At 44.7% G+C, this 15,366-nt stretch carries 18 protein-coding genes (1 of these 18 cut by a window edge); 11 read left to right on the forward strand and 7 right to left on the reverse strand.

What is annotated here, in order from left to right; genetic code table 11:
- The 3 genes in view from MTBMA_RS02280 to MTBMA_RS02290 are tightly spaced (at most 1 nt apart) and all read right to left on the reverse strand, a layout consistent with a single transcriptional unit that may run on beyond the window.
- Positions 1 to 7, reverse strand: partial view of a cation diffusion facilitator family transporter gene (locus MTBMA_RS02280; RefSeq protein WP_013295284.1) — the 5' portion only. It extends 887 nt beyond the left edge of the window; the window shows 7 of its 894 coding nt (coding positions 1–7); the start codon lies at positions 5 to 7; its stop codon lies beyond the left edge, outside the window.
- 1 nt (position 8) lies between these two features.
- Positions 9 to 1,127 (reverse strand): pyridoxal phosphate-dependent aminotransferase, encoded by a 1,119-nt coding sequence (locus MTBMA_RS02285; protein WP_013295285.1) that lies wholly within the window; start codon positions 1,125 to 1,127, stop codon positions 9 to 11.
- Positions 1,124 to 2,692 (reverse strand): radical SAM protein, encoded by a 1,569-nt coding sequence (locus MTBMA_RS02290; RefSeq protein WP_013295286.1) that lies wholly within the window; start codon positions 2,690 to 2,692, stop codon positions 1,124 to 1,126. Before MTBMA_RS02290 ends, MTBMA_RS02285 begins: the two co-directional genes overlap by 4 nt.
- Before the next feature lie 111 nt (positions 2,693 to 2,803).
- On the opposite strand from MTBMA_RS02290, the gene MTBMA_RS02295 reads away from it, so the two are divergent.
- The 4 genes from MTBMA_RS02295 to MTBMA_RS02310 are packed head-to-tail and all read left to right on the forward strand — an operon-like array spanning position 2,804 to position 8,116.
- A complete protein-coding gene (locus tag MTBMA_RS02295; protein ID WP_048901175.1) occupies positions 2,804 to 3,304 on the forward strand; it encodes a phosphopantetheine adenylyltransferase in 501 nt (166 codons plus the stop codon).
- Between the two features lie 16 nt (positions 3,305 to 3,320).
- A complete protein-coding gene (gene yjjX, locus MTBMA_RS02300) occupies positions 3,321 to 3,848 on the forward strand; it encodes an inosine/xanthosine triphosphatase (protein WP_013295288.1) in 528 nt (175 codons plus the stop codon).
- Between the two features lie 3 nt (positions 3,849 to 3,851).
- The gene (locus tag MTBMA_RS02305; RefSeq protein ID WP_148215533.1) at positions 3,852 to 5,963 is read left to right on the forward strand and encodes an STT3 domain-containing protein; all 2,112 of its coding nucleotides are present in this window, start codon (positions 3,852 to 3,854) and stop codon (positions 5,961 to 5,963) included.
- Positions 5,964 to 5,995: 32 nt separating this feature from the next.
- A complete protein-coding gene (locus MTBMA_RS02310) occupies positions 5,996 to 8,116 on the forward strand; it encodes an oligosaccharyl transferase STT3 subunit related protein (protein WP_013295290.1) in 2,121 nt (706 codons plus the stop codon).
- Between the two features lie 74 nt (positions 8,117 to 8,190).
- Here MTBMA_RS02310 and MTBMA_RS08865 read toward each other — a convergent pair whose 3' ends face one another.
- Together MTBMA_RS08865 and MTBMA_RS02315 are read right to left on the reverse strand one after the other, a co-directional pair.
- On the reverse strand, positions 8,191 to 8,361 hold the full coding sequence (locus MTBMA_RS08865) for a class III signal peptide-containing protein (RefSeq protein WP_231855303.1): 171 nt from the start codon (positions 8,359 to 8,361) through the stop codon (positions 8,191 to 8,193).
- 15 nt (positions 8,362 to 8,376) lie between these two features.
- Positions 8,377 to 8,562 (reverse strand): Flp family type IVb pilin, encoded by a 186-nt coding sequence (locus MTBMA_RS02315; RefSeq protein ID WP_013295292.1) that lies wholly within the window; start codon positions 8,560 to 8,562, stop codon positions 8,377 to 8,379.
- A 160-nt stretch (positions 8,563 to 8,722) separates the two neighbouring features.
- Here MTBMA_RS02315 and MTBMA_RS02320 point away from each other — a divergent pair, with 160 nt between their 5' ends.
- A complete protein-coding gene (locus MTBMA_RS02320; protein WP_013295293.1) occupies positions 8,723 to 9,271 on the forward strand; it encodes a hypothetical protein in 549 nt (182 codons plus the stop codon).
- On the opposite strand, the gene MTBMA_RS02325 is transcribed toward MTBMA_RS02320, so the two are convergent.
- Entirely contained in the window at positions 9,272 to 9,451 is a 180-nt protein-coding gene (locus tag MTBMA_RS02325; protein WP_013295294.1) for a class III signal peptide-containing protein, read from the reverse strand.
- Positions 9,452 to 9,593: 142 nt separating this feature from the next.
- Between MTBMA_RS02325 and MTBMA_RS02330 the strand changes: the two genes are divergently transcribed.
- From MTBMA_RS02330 to MTBMA_RS02350, 5 genes are read left to right on the forward strand one after another with little or no spacing between them, the layout of a single operon-like run.
- Complete coding sequence (locus MTBMA_RS02330) at positions 9,594 to 10,955, forward strand: hypothetical protein (protein ID WP_013295295.1); 1,362 nt, start codon at positions 9,594 to 9,596, stop codon at positions 10,953 to 10,955.
- Entirely contained in the window at positions 10,955 to 11,647 is a 693-nt protein-coding gene (locus MTBMA_RS02335) for a metal-dependent hydrolase (RefSeq protein WP_013295296.1), read from the forward strand. Before MTBMA_RS02330 ends, MTBMA_RS02335 begins: the two co-directional genes overlap by 1 nt.
- Before the next feature lie 19 nt (positions 11,648 to 11,666).
- Complete coding sequence (locus MTBMA_RS02340; RefSeq protein WP_048176708.1) at positions 11,667 to 12,287, forward strand: Era-like GTP-binding protein; 621 nt, start codon at positions 11,667 to 11,669, stop codon at positions 12,285 to 12,287.
- Positions 12,288 to 12,297: 10 nt separating this feature from the next.
- Positions 12,298 to 12,666 (forward strand): DUF2073 domain-containing protein, encoded by a 369-nt coding sequence (locus tag MTBMA_RS02345; protein WP_013295298.1) that lies wholly within the window; start codon positions 12,298 to 12,300, stop codon positions 12,664 to 12,666.
- Positions 12,650 to 12,937, forward strand: coding sequence for a Zn-ribbon domain-containing protein (locus MTBMA_RS02350; protein ID WP_013295299.1), 288 nt, complete (start codon positions 12,650 to 12,652; stop codon positions 12,935 to 12,937). Before MTBMA_RS02345 ends, MTBMA_RS02350 begins: the two co-directional genes overlap by 17 nt.
- A gap of 1 nt (position 12,938) precedes the next feature.
- Here MTBMA_RS02350 and rqcH read toward each other — a convergent pair whose 3' ends face one another.
- The gene (gene rqcH, locus MTBMA_RS02355) at positions 12,939 to 14,900 is read right to left on the reverse strand and encodes a ribosome rescue protein RqcH (RefSeq protein ID WP_013295300.1); all 1,962 of its coding nucleotides are present in this window, start codon (positions 14,898 to 14,900) and stop codon (positions 12,939 to 12,941) included.
- Positions 14,901 to 15,050: 150 nt separating this feature from the next.
- On the opposite strand from rqcH, the gene MTBMA_RS02360 reads away from it, so the two are divergent.
- Positions 15,051 to 15,344: an EMC6-like membrane protein gene (locus MTBMA_RS02360; RefSeq protein WP_013295301.1), complete on the forward strand. Its 294-nt coding sequence runs from the start codon at positions 15,051 to 15,053 to the stop codon at positions 15,342 to 15,344.
- Positions 15,345 to 15,366 lie beyond the last annotated feature (22 nt).

Genomic DNA, 15,366 nt, shown 5'->3' on the forward strand with positions numbered 1-15,366 from the left:
CATCCACCTTAAACACCACACACGGGTTTAAGACGTTCCATGGCCTCCTGGATAAGCTCATAGGATGTGGCATAGGACATTCTAACATAATCTGAACCAGCCTCTCCAAATGCAGATCCAGGGACAACTGCAACACCGGCATCCAGAGCCCTTTCTGTAAAACCCCTGGAGTCACCCACCTGTGGGAACATGTAGAATGCACCGCCTGGAAGAATACACTCGAGCCCCATCTCAGTGAGGGACCTGAACATGAGGTCGCGCCTTCTTTTGAACTCATCCACCATCTCCTTCACACAGTTCTGGGGGCCCCTGAGGGCTGCAAGGGCAGCAACCTGCGACACAGATGGTGCGCAGGCGGTATTGTACTGGTGAACCTTGAGAAGCTCCTCAATTATATCCTCACGGCCAGCAACGTAACCTATCCTGAGTCCTGTCATGGCATAGGTCTTTGAGAAACCATTTATCACAAGGGCATTATCTGTGAAACAGGCGGGGCTGTAATGTTTTCCATCATAGATGATCTTTTCATAGATTTCATCGGAGATTATGATTAGATCCCTGTCCTCTGCTATTTCAGCGACCCCCTTAATGTCATCCTTACCCATGACGCTACCTGTTGGATTGGATGGTGAATTCATTATTATGACCCTTGTATCGTCTGTGATCAGTGATTCAACCCTTTCAGGGGTCATGGAGAATCCGTCCTCCATACTCAGGGGCACAGGGACACTTATGGCCTCTGCCAGCTTCACACAGGCATCGTATGATAGGAAACCAGGGTCAGGTATCAGTGCCTGGTCCCCCCTATCAAGAAGGGCCTGTGTGCACATGAATATAGCTTCACTGGCACCAACGGTTATTATTATTGATTCAGGTTCAACATGCACTCTATTCTCTGTTCTGAGTTTCTCTGAGATGGCCTCCCTGAGTTCATACATGCCCATGTTTGAGGTGTAGTGTGTCATTCCCTCGTCCACAGCTTCCTTGAGGGCTTCCCGCACATGTTCAGGTACATTGAAATCAGGTTCACCTATCCCGAGGTTTATTGTGTCCTCAACTGCCACTTCAAACATTTTCCTTATCTCTGAGAGCCTTATGTCCCTTATTCTTGAAGCAAATTCTGTCATCTTAATCGCCCTTCCTCCTGCCATGAACAGTGATCCATGCATCCATGGCATCCTGACTCCTCACACCATGGTGTTACTTTCTCCTCCTCCATCCTAATGTATTCTTTCATGAGGAAGTCCTTCCTCAGCCCGAGGTTGATATTATCCCAGGGGAGAACATCGCCCGGGTTTCTTCTGCTGCAGTGGAGCTCCCATTCCCTGAGGGGTACCTTTGAGAATGAGGCCCTTTCAATGAGTTTTCCGGTTTCAGGACCGCCTGTGGAGAGCACATACTGTATGAGTCCACTGAGGGGACTTCCAAATTTAACAGGAACCCCCCCGGTGAGTTTCCTGAGGAGTTTGATCTTCCTCTTCATTCTCCTCATGTCATATTCCATCCACTGGAGGGGGGTGTGCGGCTTGGGAATGAGTGGGTTGATGCTGAAAGTAACCATTCCCCTTCTTATTTCATGAAGTCCACGTATGAGGCGCGTCAGGTCCTTTAAGTCTTCCTCTGACTCCCCGGGGACTCCTGTAAGGAAGTACATTTTAACACGAAAACCCTTTTTTATAGCCTCTTCTGTTTTTTTAAATACCATACTATCGCTTATGGGCTTGTTAAGTTTTCTTCGCAATTTAAGGGTTGATTCTGGTGCCACTGTAACTGTTTTAAGTCCCCCTTCAAGTAACGTGTCCATGAGGTGGGCTGACAGTGATTCTATTCTGAGTGATGGCATTGAAACCATGAAATCCATATCCACGAGTCTGGAGGAGAGTTCATCTATACGTGAATAGTCAGAGGCAGCGGCACCTATAAGTGAGACCTTACTGTAACCTGTGGCATGACGGCCCCTCTCTGCAACATCAAGGAGCCTGGGGAGTGATGTCTCACGTTTGGGGCGGTATAGGTAGCCGGACATGCAGAAACGGCAGCCCCGTGAACAGCCCCTTGAAACACCCAGAAGGAATGACCTCCCCAGGGAGGGAACCATCCTTTTATCCTCTGTAACGGGAACTATCTGTCTTACCGGGTGGCATGCCCTGTCCATATCCTCAACAATGACCCTCTCTGCAGGGTTGTCGGGAATGTAAACACCCTTTATGTCCATGAATTCATCAATCTCACGGCGAGGATCATCCAGCTCAAGGTACCGATCCATTAACCTGTTGAGCACAGGTTCAGCCTCACCTATTATGAAGAGGTCAATGAAATCTGAGAGTGGAAGGGGGTTGGATGTTATGCAGGGCCCCCCTGCGATTACAAGGGGACCATCGCGTTCATCCCTCCTCGGTGAAATACTGCCATCCCTCAGCATCTGGAGGATCCTGAAATAGTCCTCCTCGTAGTGCACAGTGAAGCTGATTACATCAAAGTCCCTCAGTGGACTTCCAGATTCAAGGCTTCGTTTGTAGGGGTGTATCACCCGCTCACACCATGCATCATCCCTTGAATTTATAAGATGATAGATTATATGGTAACCGAGTGAGGACATGGCGGTCCTGTAGGGCCCGGGGTAACAGGATGCGACCCTGACATCAACCATCCGGGGGTTCTTGATGATGACATTGTATTCCCGAAGCTGCATGATCTATACTTTATAAAGTCATTGCACTTAAAGTGGCCATAATGGCAGGCTGCCGCATAATATAAATTTAACTCCAACATAATTAGGGTATTGGCTTCTGAAGATGATAGGATGAAGGTGAAGAAGTACTCACTTGTTGCTGTTGGAGGAACCTTTGACAGATTTCATAAGGGCCACAGAAGGCTCCTTGATGAGGCGTTTCGTATTGGGAATACCGTTATGATTGGTGTAACATCAGATGAATTTGCATCTGCAAAGGGAAACGATATAGAACCCTGCAGTGTCAGAATGAAGAACCTTGAGGAGTATCTTTCAGATAAGGATACTGAGTACCATATAATGAGGCTGGAGGACCCCTATGGCACCACAGTTACCGATGAAAGATTCGATGCCATAGTGGTGAGCAGGGAGACCGAGCCGGTTGCCCATGAAATAAATGAAATAAGAAAAAGAAAGGGATTCAGGGAACTTGATATCATAACCATTGACATGGTGCCCGCAGATGATGGCATACCCATCTCATCCACCCGGATAAGGAGGGGAGAGATAGACAGGATGGGCCATCTCCTTGAGAGGATACGCCATGCAATAAAGAGGAAGAGAAATCAGTGAATCCCGGGGTGTTTACATGAGGGTTAATGTGGGATCAACAAATCCAGTTAAGGTTAAGGCCACAGAGAATGTCCTTGGGAAGATATTCGATGAACTTGAGGTCAGGGGTGTTGAGGTTGACTCAGGAGTATCTGATCAGCCAGTAGGTCTTGAGGAGACTGTGGAGGGGGCCATCAACCGTGCAAGGGGGGCTTTCAGCAACTGTGATCTGAGTGTTGGCATCGAGTCAGGTCTACACAGGGTGCCGGGGTCAATCACGGGATTTGTTGACCTCCAGTGGTGCGCCATCTATGATGGTGATCATGTAACACTGGGGGTGAGCGCAGGCTTTGAATACCCTCCCCTGGTGGTTGAGGAGGTCCTCTCAGGCAGGGAGGTTGGGGACGTCATGGATGAACTCACAGGCGTGGATGAACTGGGCAGGAAGAGGGGTGCTGTGAGTTTCCTTTCCCATGGGCTGCTTGACCGTGTTGGAAATACCGAGCAGTGCGTCCTCATGGCCATGATACCCCGCATGAACCCATCACTATATGGTCTTGAATAGGTGGTGTTTTTCCTGGAAGTCAATGAAAATGTGAAGATCTTCCTTCTGATGGTACTCATATTCTTCACGGGTTTCATTCTGAGAGCTGAGACTGTTCATCTTGTAGACATCAATGGTACTGAGGGGCTATATCTTACAGATGATCAGGGCCTCCCCTACATGTACGAACTGGACTCCTACTACAACTACCGCATCACAGAGAACTACCTGAAAAACGGCCATCCTGGGGATACACTGAAAGCAGGGATTCCATGGGACTCCTATTCCTATTACCCCCCTGGAAGACCCGCTGTCTATCCACCAGTGATATCATGGGTTTCGATAATGCTCTACAGGCTTCTTGACCCCTTCACAGATATGAGCCTCTACGAGCTCTGCTTCTGGCTGCCGGCTGTTGTGGCACCCTTTGCAGGTACTGTGATGTTCTTCCTCATCAGAAAATATGCTGGTGACGCTGCAGGGTTCGCCGGGGGCATACTGATGGTCACAGCACCACTCTACTTTGCAAGAACCATCCCCGGGTTTTTTGATACAGACATGTTCAACTGTCTTATGCCAGCTTTAATTGTGCTTTTCTACACGAGTGTGGTGGAATCCAGGGATAAATATGGCTGCCTCGCTTCTGGGCTACTCTTTGCGGTTTCTATGCTGCTTTTTTCCCTTTCATGGACAGGATGGCCGTTCATGCTCTATGTTACCCTTGCATCGGCCTTTATTTATTCGATCATATCATGGAGGATGGGGGCGCTTGATTTTTTGTGCATCAAGAGGCTCTTCCTTCCAGTTTTACTGGCAATTTTTCTAATAGGATTATTCAATGGCCCCCAGCAGCTTTCAGGGATCAACCCAATCGCCATCCTTGACTCAACATCATCGACAGGACCATGGCCAGATATCTATGAGTCGGTCTCAGAACTTGGCCACCCCTCAGTTGAGGTGTTTCTCTCTGCTGCAGGACCCCTCAACCTGGGTTTCGGTGTTTTCGGGGCTCTTGTGATTATCAGCATCTTCATAAGGGGAGATATGAGGAGGAAACATCTCCCATCATTCAACCCATTCATCCTCACCCTTTCACTGGTATGGATGCTGTCAGGGCTTACAGCATACTATATCAGTGTTCGCTTCGGTATTCTCGCAATAACCCCCCTCACATTCATATCAAGCATATTCCTTGGCGTTGTCTTCTCATATATGAGGGTCCTCAGTGGTAGGTGGAACTTCAGGGCGGATATTCCTGTGGTTCTCCTACTGGCCCTCATAATCTCAGTGGCCACCATCGAGGCTGCTGAAGTCAGGAGGGTTCCATTTATAAATGATGATTTCTCGGATGCTGCGGCTTTCCTGAAGGATGGGACACGGGAGGGCACAGTTGTTGTGACTGAATGGAGCTATGGCCACTACATCACAGCCGCCGCAGAAAGACCGGTTCTTTTTGATGGGGGATCACAGAACACGCCAAGGGCCTACTGGATTTTCAGGGCATTTGAGACAGACAATGAGAGTTTATCTACTGGGATATTAACGATGCTCACATCGTCGGGTGACTCAGCAGTATCACTTCTTGAAAACAGGACAGGAAACACTTCACTAACGGTTCAGATACTCAACGATGTCCTTGGTGTTAACAGAAGATCTGCGGAGGAAATCCTCATCAGAAAGTACGGCCTTGAAAGGGGGTTTGCAGAGAAACTCCTTGTATATACCCATCCAGAGAGAAGGAACTATGTTATTCTAACAGCAGAGGGTATGAGGTACGTAGGTTACTGGTACCTTTACTATGGCTCATGGAACTTCACCTCGTTTACCCCCAGACCCCTCTACGAGGTTGTGGATACAGGGAGGTCTGAAATGATGAAATCTGTTGATGAGGGCTCATGGAGGGGTAAGAGACCCTACCGTTTCATAATAAAAGACGGGAACTCTGTGAAAAGGGTTGATGTGGATGAATCCAGCAATTTTTCTGTTATATTCCTCCCAGATGAGGGGGAGGTCATAATTATAGATAGAAGATTTGATGATTCCCTATTCGTGAGACTGGTACTCCTTGAGGAGAATTCCAAATACTTCAGGAAGTTATATAATAATGGCAATGTAATCATATGGCAATTAAAATAGATTGACAATTTTAAAGTAATGGTGGATGTGTTATGCAAGAGTCTCTTAAGGTATTCTTATTTATAAGCATAATATTTTTCACTGGATTCATTCTAAGGGCTGACACCGTTAATCTTCATCACTTTAATGCAAGTGAAAAGGATTATCTGACGGATTTTCAGGGTCTTCCATATATGTATGATGCGGATTGTTACTACAATTATCGTGTCACCCTAAATTATTTCAAAAATGGTCACCTGGGAGATAAGTACAATGGAAAATTCAGGTGGAATATTTATTCATATTATCCAGAAGGAAGACCTGCAAATTATCCCCCATTCATCGCATGGTTGGCTGTTTTCTTTTACAATTTTCTTGCTTTATTTGTGAATATAACCCTCTATGAGGCATGTTTTTGGTTGCCGGCAATTATAGCACCATTTACGGGTATAATGCTATTTTTATTAATGAGAAATCATGTTGATGACATTTCAGCATTTATTGCTGGTATTTTGGTGGTCACAACACCCATCTACTTCTCAAGGACAGTAGCTGGTTTCTTTGATACGGACATGTTAAATGTTTTAATTCCTCTTATAATAGTATTATTTTTTCATGGAGGCATTAGAACTGAAAATCTGTTTAAAAAGTATATTAAATGCATTCTTGCAGCGGTTTTTCTACTCCTCTTCTCGCTAACATGGAATGGCTGGGCATTTATTTTTATAATCATAGTTCTAACGTCTTTAATCTATGTCATAGTTCTTAAAGGTAGCGACAAGAGCTCAACGCCTTTCATTCAATTTTTCGCGGTTTTTATTTTGTTTTCTATTTTATTTATAGGGATGTTGAAATTATTCGGCGCGGGTATTTATTTAAATTTTCCCAACACTTCGCTTTTTTTAAAATCGAATTTTAATAATAACTGGCCAAACGCTAATTTATCAGTCTCAGAACTTTCGAAACCATCTTTCATTGAGTTTGTTTGGTTTTTAGGCGGTTTGAATATAGGTTTCGGTATTTTGGGTGTAATTGTAGTGGTCTTAAATTTATTATCAGCAAAGCTGAAGGATAAATCAGATTTGTTTTTCTACCTACTGATGTCAGTATGGCTTTTTGTGGGTCTGATTTCTTATTCTATGAGTATAAGATTCGGCATAATTTCATTCATACCCCTTGTAGCCTTTTCATCGATTTCTATCAACAAAATAATTGGAACTGTTTTTAAATTGAAAAATAACTTTATTAGAATTTTTATATTATTTTTAATTATTTCATCCTTGTTTGTAATTTCAGTAGCTCAAACCCAGGTATTTAAACTGCGACCAGCAGTAAACGATGATTTTGTAGATGCAGCAGCTTTTATAAATAAAACATTTTCATCCCCACCTGTTTTAGTAATGGACTGGAGTTATGGTCATTATTTCACTTCAGAGGGCATCCCAGTTTTAATGGATGGGGGCTGCTTAACTCCTCAAAGGAATTACTGGATTAGCAGAGCACTTTCTACAGATAATGAAACGCTTTCAAAAAACATATTAATAATGTTATCCTGTAGTGGGGATATTCCTATAGAAATGTTATATAAAAGGACAGGGAACATTTCTTTGACAGCCACTATATTGAATGAGATACTCTCTATGGATAAAAAAGATGCAAAATCAATTCTAATGGAAAAATATGGTATGAATCCTAACTTTTCGAATCAATTACTAAATTTCACCCATCCCTATCCAAAGAAAAGAATTGTTATTCTTACAGGTGACCATGAGATAAAAAGTGGCTACTGGAATTTTTATTATGGATATTGGAATTTTGCTAAATCTCAACCTCAGAAATTTGTTTATTCAGAAGGCGAGATAACATCAACAAATGATACATTAAAACATTATTCAAATAACATGTCTTTGGACTTAAAAAAAAGGTTCGCTTCTTGGAATGGAAAGAGACCTTATGAGGTTATATTGGTATATAAAAACCATAAAGATGAATTTAGGGTTTATAATGAGAGTAATCTAGTTTTCATAGTTTTCATGGAAAAAAATAGAGCTTTGGTGGTGGACAAAAAATCTAAAAATTCCCTTTTTATAAAAATTTCTGTCTTGAATGAAGGTACAGAACACTTTAAAAGAATCTATGCCAATGGACATGTTAGTTTATGGGAACTTAGATAATTTAATTTGATAAATATCCATAATTTAAAGGAAAAAAGCAGAGTCACTCAAGGACTAAATATCTAAAAAAATTTTCAAAGTTTGTTGATCGTGGAGTCACGGGCGGTGTTGATTACTTCGCTGATATTTCCCGCTATTGAGCCTGAGATGTTGAAAATGTAGGAGCCTACGGCTATCACGATTACCAGAAGTGCTCCTACGATCAGTATCATTTCAGCGCTTATCTGCGCCTCTTCCTCGATCAACAATTCAATCGGCTCTTAAATTGATGCACCGCTTCTGGCGTTCTGCCTAACTTCGCTTATGTCCTCTGCGGCGTTTAGGTTTGATTTGCTGAAGTATGCTCTGTAGATCAGTAGTGCGACGATTGCTATTACGATTACACCACCAAAGAGCAGTATGTATTCAGCTGCACCCTGTCCGGCTTCATCTTTCAGGAATTTCATAATTTCACACCTCCATTAATTCACCAGTTCTGGCTTGTTTCATCTTATGTTGTTAACCACTTATAAATTTAGCGGATAACCTTTCCGGTTTAACCATTCATTTCACATCGATATAAATATATTTAAATGGTTTTGTTCATAGTATCACAAAGGTGATGTGATGCCTCGGAAGTACAACATTGACAGGGTAATACTTGAAATCCTCCAGGAGGGTGATCTGAGCAGGGCAGAGATTGTGGATAGGATAAGATCCAGAATCGAGTTCAGTGTCACCGATAAGACAATAAATGAGGCCATCTTCAAGCTGCTCAAGGCAAGCAGAATAACTGTCACAGGCTATGACCTTAGCATATACAATGGCATTGATAGGGTGCAGTCCCTTAAACCTGACGGCATAATATTTGGTCTTGTGCAGAGGGATCCCCTTGAGATGAACCTCTTAATAAGAAAACTTGAATCTGAAAACCTGCATGAATCAGAATCAGCACTCAACAAACTCAGAAAAATCTTCAGGGCTAAAACGGCTGAGATTGGAGTTGACGCAGAAGCCATATTTGGAATGATAGTAAATGAAATACTGTCCCTGGACCCTGACCAGAAGCGTATCCTGACACAGAAACTTGCCTATGCCCTGAGTGACGAGGATGATGCCCCTGAACAGCTCAGGCACCTTATAACATACTTCGAGATCAGGGCAGGGAACATGTGATCATCTGCTTTTTACGCTTTCCCTGACATTGTTGAGGTCCGTGGTCACATTAAGAGGATTTGTTGTTTTTATGTACTCTGTATAGATAATAAGAGTTGCTATCGCAATAACAATCACACCACCAAAGAGAAGTATATACTCAGCGGCTCCCTGACCGCATTCATCAAAAACTATTATCACTGAAATCCACCCCAATTTTTATTTATATGGGATCTATAAAAACCACATTATAAATTTTCACCCTAAAAACCTTTTATAAATGAATGCAGATAATAGAATATTAATTTAAACTCTAGTAATTCCTGGGAGCGGGAGGCATTCAATGATATATTTACTGGTTACATTTGCTGGAATCCTAATGATATTTGCTGGCCTTTACTTCATGTCACTTGGCTTTGCAACACCGCCGGATATTTTGATGTTCTTTCTGGGCCTCATTCTCTTTGTACCTGGTCTTATAATCACCCTTCTATTTGCAGGAAGAATAGATCTTGAATCTATTAAAGCTGCATCAGAGAAAAAAACCCCTAAAAAGAAGGTTAAACCTGCTAAAAGGGCTCCTGTTAAAAGACAGCCAGCCTTTAAGGCCCCTGAGGCTGTTGAGGGGGCTCCTGAGAAGAAGGTTGTTGGTGTTGGGCGTTCAACTTTGAGGGCTCCTGAGGGGGCTCCAAAGAGGAGAGTTCCTTCGGCACTTAAAGAAAAACCAGAAAAGGAATCTGAGGGTTCAGAAAAGAGTATCCCTGAGATATCAACTGGAGCCAGACCGGTCACATCCGAAACACCCACGAAGGAATCAGAGGATATAAAATCCTCTACTGGGGAGTCATCGGCATCAGAGCCCATCGCTTCAGAGCCGTCAAGGATAGCCCCTATCAGGAAAATCACTCCTGAAAAGGCAATAAGACCTGCTCCCAAAAAGAAATCTCCTGACATGACTTCAGAAGGCGTTTCTAAATCTAAAAGCACTGAAACTCCCCGTAAAAGGCTGTTCAGCCTTCCAAAACTGAGAAAGGGTAAGGAGGATGAATCTAAAAAGGGCAGGGGTTTACCACCTAAAAAGAAAGCACAGAAACCAGTAAAACCCGCCCCAGTCAGAAGAACACCCTCAAAGACAGATAACAGCTACGTGACAGAAAGGCTCAAGAAGCTCAAGCAGGAGTACATCGAGAATGTTGATGATGTTGAGGACCTCCTGGAGGACAGGCTGGATTCATTCAAGGGGGCCATAAACAGGATAAGGGCTGAAACAAGGGAGCCGAGCATAATATGGTCATTTGATGCATCAGATGTGCAGGATGCAATGAGGGAGACCATAACGGCTGCTGAAGAAAGTGTTGTCCTCATGTACCCCTGGATAAGGAACATAGATGTCTCGGTGCTCAAGAAATTCATGGATACAGAGAGCCGCCTGATAATACAGGAGGCAAGTCTTGATGATGAGGCCTCAGTGGAACTTATAAAGGTTTTAATGGACAATAACGTTGAGATAAGGACCATGCCCCATATACATACCGTTGCAGCGGTTGCAGATGATAAGAACGGACTTATAATATCAACTGACCCGATATATGAGAGTTTCGAGGTTGGTGTTATCTACAAGGACAAGAAATCCATATCTGAAATTAAAAAACTCTTTGAGGAGGCATGGAATCTTTCAGATGAAATCAACCTGGAGGGAGTTTAGTGAAAATTCAGTGGTTTGGACACTCGGCATTTGAGATAACATCGGATGACACAAAAATACTCATAGACCCGTTCATAAGCAACAACCCTGTCTGCAGCACTGCGGTGGAGGAATTTGACCCTGACGTCATCTGTGTAACCCATGGTCACGCAGATCACCTGGGCGATGCAATGGAAATAGCCGACAGGTCAGGTGCCATTTTAATAGCTAACCACGAGCTCTCGGTTTTCTTTGGAAGGCAGGGGCTTGAAAGTAACGGTATGAACATCGGCGGAACTGTTTCTGTTGACGGAATCACCATAAGGATGGTGGATGCCAAGCACTCCTCAGATATAGACTTCACAGAGGAGGTCACATCAGGTGGAAGCGCCTGCGGTTACATCATTGAAACCCCTGAGGGGAAGGTGTACCATGCAGGTGACACAGGACTGTTCGCGGATATGAGGGATGTTATAGGTGCAATTTACCGGCCCGAAATTGCACTTCTACCCATAGGGGACCGCTACACGATGGGGCCAGAGGACGCATCCATCGCCGTGGAATGGATAAAACCAGAAAGGGTGTTTCCCATGCACTACAACACCTTTCCAGTAATTGAACAGGACCCGGAGATCTTTGCTGAAATGGTAGGGAGAACCTCCCCTGAGACAGAGGTCGTTGTCCTTGAGGTTGGGGGAGTCTATGAAGATTAATCATAAAGAAGTGATAAGGATGGCAAATTTTTTCACCAATTTCCTTGATAAACTGCTCGGAAGAAACAAGAAACTGAAGATAGGACTCTACGGTCACCCAAATTCCGGTAAAACAACCCTTGCAAACAGGATGTGCGAGGACTGGCTTGGAAAACCCCTTGGGCTGACCTCAGAGATACCACACGAGACAAGAACGGTGTATAAACAGGAGAGAATCACCATAGAGAGGGATGGGGCGGAGCTTGACTTTGACATCATTGACACGCCTGGAATAGCAACAAAGGTTGACTACAAGAACTTCCTTGAATTTGGGTTGTCAGAGCAGGAGGCCAAGGAACGGGCCAAGGAGGCCACCAAGGGGATAATAGAGGCAATAAAATGGCTCGATGATGTTACTGGGGTACTCCTTGTCATGGATTCATCACAGGACCCTCTGACACAGGCGAATATAACAATAATAGGGAACCTTGAGGCGAGGAAAATACCCTTCCTCATAGTTGCAAACAAGATAGACCTTCCAGAGTCATCTCCGGAGAGGATAATATCGGTTTTCCCCCAGCATACGGTTGTCCCTATCTCAGCACTGCACGGTGAAAACACAGAGGACCTTTACATGCAGATGGTTAAAAAATTCAGGTGAGGGGTTAAAAATGGATGGCTTGAAAATGGATTTTCTTTCATCAGAGGCTCTTGAGGATAAAAGCAGCATGGAAAAGATCTCAATGATCATAGACCGTGTGAAGGATGGGGACATACTGGTTCTGGAGGGAAGTCTTTCACCCTCAGAGGAGGCTGAACTCATAGAGACCACCATGAGGGAGATCGACATTGAAAACTTTGTGGGAATAGACATATACACACTTGAAAAGGATGAGAAGGCATTTCTGGGACTCTCAAAAAGAAGGACAGTTGGACTCACCATAATAGGACCTGCCAATGTAATGCGAACAGTCAAGAGGAAGTCAAACTTCCTCTCAATGATTGCAGAGATCGGTGATTCAGGTGCATCAGTGCATTAAGTGCGGGGAGAAGTTCAGGTCTTCAGAGGAACTAAAGAATGGATGTCCAAAATGTGGAAGCAGGTACTTCAGGTATGTGGCCGACAGGAGGGCCCCTGAACCGGTGGGGGACCCCATTGAGACCATAATGGTCAGGAAGAACGGTATATATGAGGTTAACCTAACCTCCCTGCTTGAGGATGACTCAATAATCGTCTCTGATGAGGAGGGCAAATACTTCATTGATCTGAACTTCCTGCTCAAGAAGAACCTTAAGAGGAGGGTTAAATAACCTAATCTCCCGTAACAATGTCACCCTTTCCAGGTGGAAGGACCCTTACAAAGTCCTCAAGCTGGAATAGATTCTCAGGATCGATTTTTGATTTTATGGCCTTTGCAAGGGCCTCTTTTTTGGTGTAACCGGGTTTTACCACGACAAAATTATCTGTTCTTTTTTTCACCGCTGATGGGGGGCCGCACATCACCCTCTCCCCATCGTGGTCCACCACACCAACAGCCACCTTGAGGGGAACACCCCTTATGTAATTCCTGGTGCCCCTTATGATGAAGGCCCCCCTTGCTACGAATTCCCCGGACCTGGGAGTCTTTGAAACCTGTTCTGGATGGACCCAGTAGACATCCAGGGATGTGAACCCCCGGGTCCAGGCACTTGAAAATGACGCTGCAAAAACCGCGGCTTCCTGAATGGTTGTTTCGGGGACCTCCCGACCCTCACTTTTTATAACCACCGATGGAGCACCATGGATATCTGAGTGGAGGTATATGTCCCTTGGCTCCATATGCCTCTTCACCACCATCTCGTTGGTGCCGGCGTCCCTTCCACCAATTACAAGGAAGTCGTCTGATGAGATGAACCAGCGGAATTTTTCAAACCAGCGGAGTTTCCTCTTAACCCTTTTCTGCGGGACCATGATGTTTCTGAGTGCGTCGTCCCTTCTCTTCTCAACCTTCTCAATTTCTCTCTCTGTTTTCTCGATTGCCTGGAGCACACCCTTTATTTTCCTTTTGGCTTTCTTGGCCTTTTCATAGTAGACCTCTGCGTTCTCTGGAACCCCCAGCGTCGGGTCAATCCTTATCCTTTCACCGTCAATAAGAAGTGTCATGTTTCCCATCCCATCGATCTCCTGGATCATCTGGGCCTCCACCATTCCCTTACTGCGGGCATCAGCTATTATCTTCCGTATTTCCTTCCAGGAGTATTTTTCACGGGCATCCCTTATTGTTCTAAGCACATCCTCAACGGCTGCGTAGTGTGCATATAGGAGGTCGCCCTTTCTTGTTGAGGTATCTATTGTGTCCTGGAATTTCTGGAGGGTCTCCCTCTGTATCCTGAGTCGCTTTCTGAATTTCTCAACCTCTTTCTCCCACTCAGCCTCATGGACCTTCCTGAGTTCCTCCCTGAATATTGAACTGAAGAACTCGTCTGCAGCCTCGTTGAAGGTTTCAAAGTACTCCCTCTCCCTATCACGGTACACCATGAGTTCAATGGGGAGCACGTCACCCTCACCGTTCTTTATGATGTGGGGGTTGAATTTGAGGTCCCTGAGCGGCTTGAAGAGTTCATTTATTGCAGACTCGATTTTTTCTATCTCATCTCTGCTCAGGGTGCTGGCTGCTCTTTTCTTGTCGAGACCGGACCTCAGGATGATCTCCTCTGCATAGAGGCCCCCAAACCCGTTTCTTGCAAGGGTCCTTATGAGGTCGGTGTCTGAGTTTTTCAGCATCTCCTCAAGTTCACCTATCTCATATCTGAGGGGGTGGATACCCCTTGAGGGGGGGTACTCATACCTTTCACGGGACGCTATTCGACGGTCACTCCAGGTTTTCCGTTTAAGGGGCAGTATTATCTCCCCTTCCTGGTTCAGGAGTATTATGTTCCCCTTTGAGAACAGTTCCACCACGAGGGTGTATTTCTGCTCCTTCTCGATTTCTATCTCCACTATCCTGTCAAAGCTGTGCTGCCGGACCTCCCTCACGATTCCACCCCTGAGGTGCTTTCGGAGGAGCATGGGGAATGATGGGGGAATCTTTGGATTTTCAGGGGGATAATCTGTTCTGTGTATCCTGACACCTGCCTGCATAACCACATCCATCCTCCCCTCGCCCGGCACATGGAATCTGATTATCACAGTGTCCCTGAGGGGTTGATAGGCCTTATCCACCCTGGCACCACTTAGAATATCATTGAGTTCCCTGGTAACTGCAAAAACATCAACGTTTGACATTGTCTTCATATTCAACACCTCGCAAGAAACAGAAGTCCGACGGCTTTAAGTATTTAATGATGGTATAATAATATCTTTCCATGGTTCGATGTCTTTCCATGGTTCGATGGAAAAGTTTTAAGACCATCAAGATAATAAAAACTCTCTGGAGGTTTTAATATGGATATTGATGCTAAAATGACTGCTCTTCACGTTCCAGCAGGTATAGTGGCTGCTGTGGTGTCATTTTACCTTTCAAATGGTTCAATAGCAGTTCTTGGAAAAAATCAGGCGCTCGGCACCTTCGTGGGCCTTGTGATTCTGTTGATTGTTGGAAATATTGCAGAAAGGTTATTCGGTAAGGAAGAGGTTGGGGGATTCAAGGGGTGGCTCTGGAGCGGTATAGTGCCATTTCTCTTCATCTGGTTCGTTGTATGGGCAATACTCATAACTTCAACCACAATAACCCCATAGATTCCTTTCAACAACATAACTC

The sequence above is a fragment of the Methanothermobacter marburgensis str. Marburg genome (assembly GCF_000145295.1).
Classification (GTDB): domain Archaea; phylum Methanobacteriota; class Methanobacteria; order Methanobacteriales; family Methanothermobacteraceae; genus Methanothermobacter; species Methanothermobacter marburgensis.

What these genes read in the sequence shown, in the direction of transcription:
- MTBMA_RS02285 (WP_013295285.1), bottom strand. Translation starts at nt 1,127, where the DNA reads ATGACAGAATTTGCTTCAAGAATAAGGGACATAAGGCTCTCAGAGATA.
- MTBMA_RS02290 (WP_013295286.1), bottom strand. Translation starts at nt 2,692, where the DNA reads ATGCAGCTTCGGGAATACAATGTCATCATCAAGAACCCCCGGATGGTT.
- MTBMA_RS02295 (WP_048901175.1), top strand. Translation starts at nt 2,804, where the DNA reads ATGAAGGTGAAGAAGTACTCACTTGTTGCTGTTGGAGGAACCTTTGAC.
- yjjX (WP_013295288.1), top strand. Translation starts at nt 3,321, where the DNA reads ATGAGGGTTAATGTGGGATCAACAAATCCAGTTAAGGTTAAGGCCACA.
- MTBMA_RS02310 (WP_013295290.1), top strand. Translation starts at nt 5,996, where the DNA reads ATGCAAGAGTCTCTTAAGGTATTCTTATTTATAAGCATAATATTTTTC.
- MTBMA_RS02315 (WP_013295292.1), bottom strand. Translation starts at nt 8,562, where the DNA reads ATGAAATTCCTGAAAGATGAAGCCGGACAGGGTGCAGCTGAATACATA.
- MTBMA_RS02320 (WP_013295293.1), top strand. Translation starts at nt 8,723, where the DNA reads ATGCCTCGGAAGTACAACATTGACAGGGTAATACTTGAAATCCTCCAG.
- MTBMA_RS02330 (WP_013295295.1), top strand. Translation starts at nt 9,594, where the DNA reads ATGATATATTTACTGGTTACATTTGCTGGAATCCTAATGATATTTGCT.
- MTBMA_RS02340 (WP_048176708.1), top strand. Translation starts at nt 11,667, where the DNA reads ATGGCAAATTTTTTCACCAATTTCCTTGATAAACTGCTCGGAAGAAAC.
- MTBMA_RS02345 (WP_013295298.1), top strand. Translation starts at nt 12,298, where the DNA reads ATGGATGGCTTGAAAATGGATTTTCTTTCATCAGAGGCTCTTGAGGAT.
- rqcH (WP_013295300.1), bottom strand. Translation starts at nt 14,900, where the DNA reads ATGAAGACAATGTCAAACGTTGATGTTTTTGCAGTTACCAGGGAACTC.
- MTBMA_RS02360 (WP_013295301.1), top strand. Translation starts at nt 15,051, where the DNA reads ATGGATATTGATGCTAAAATGACTGCTCTTCACGTTCCAGCAGGTATA.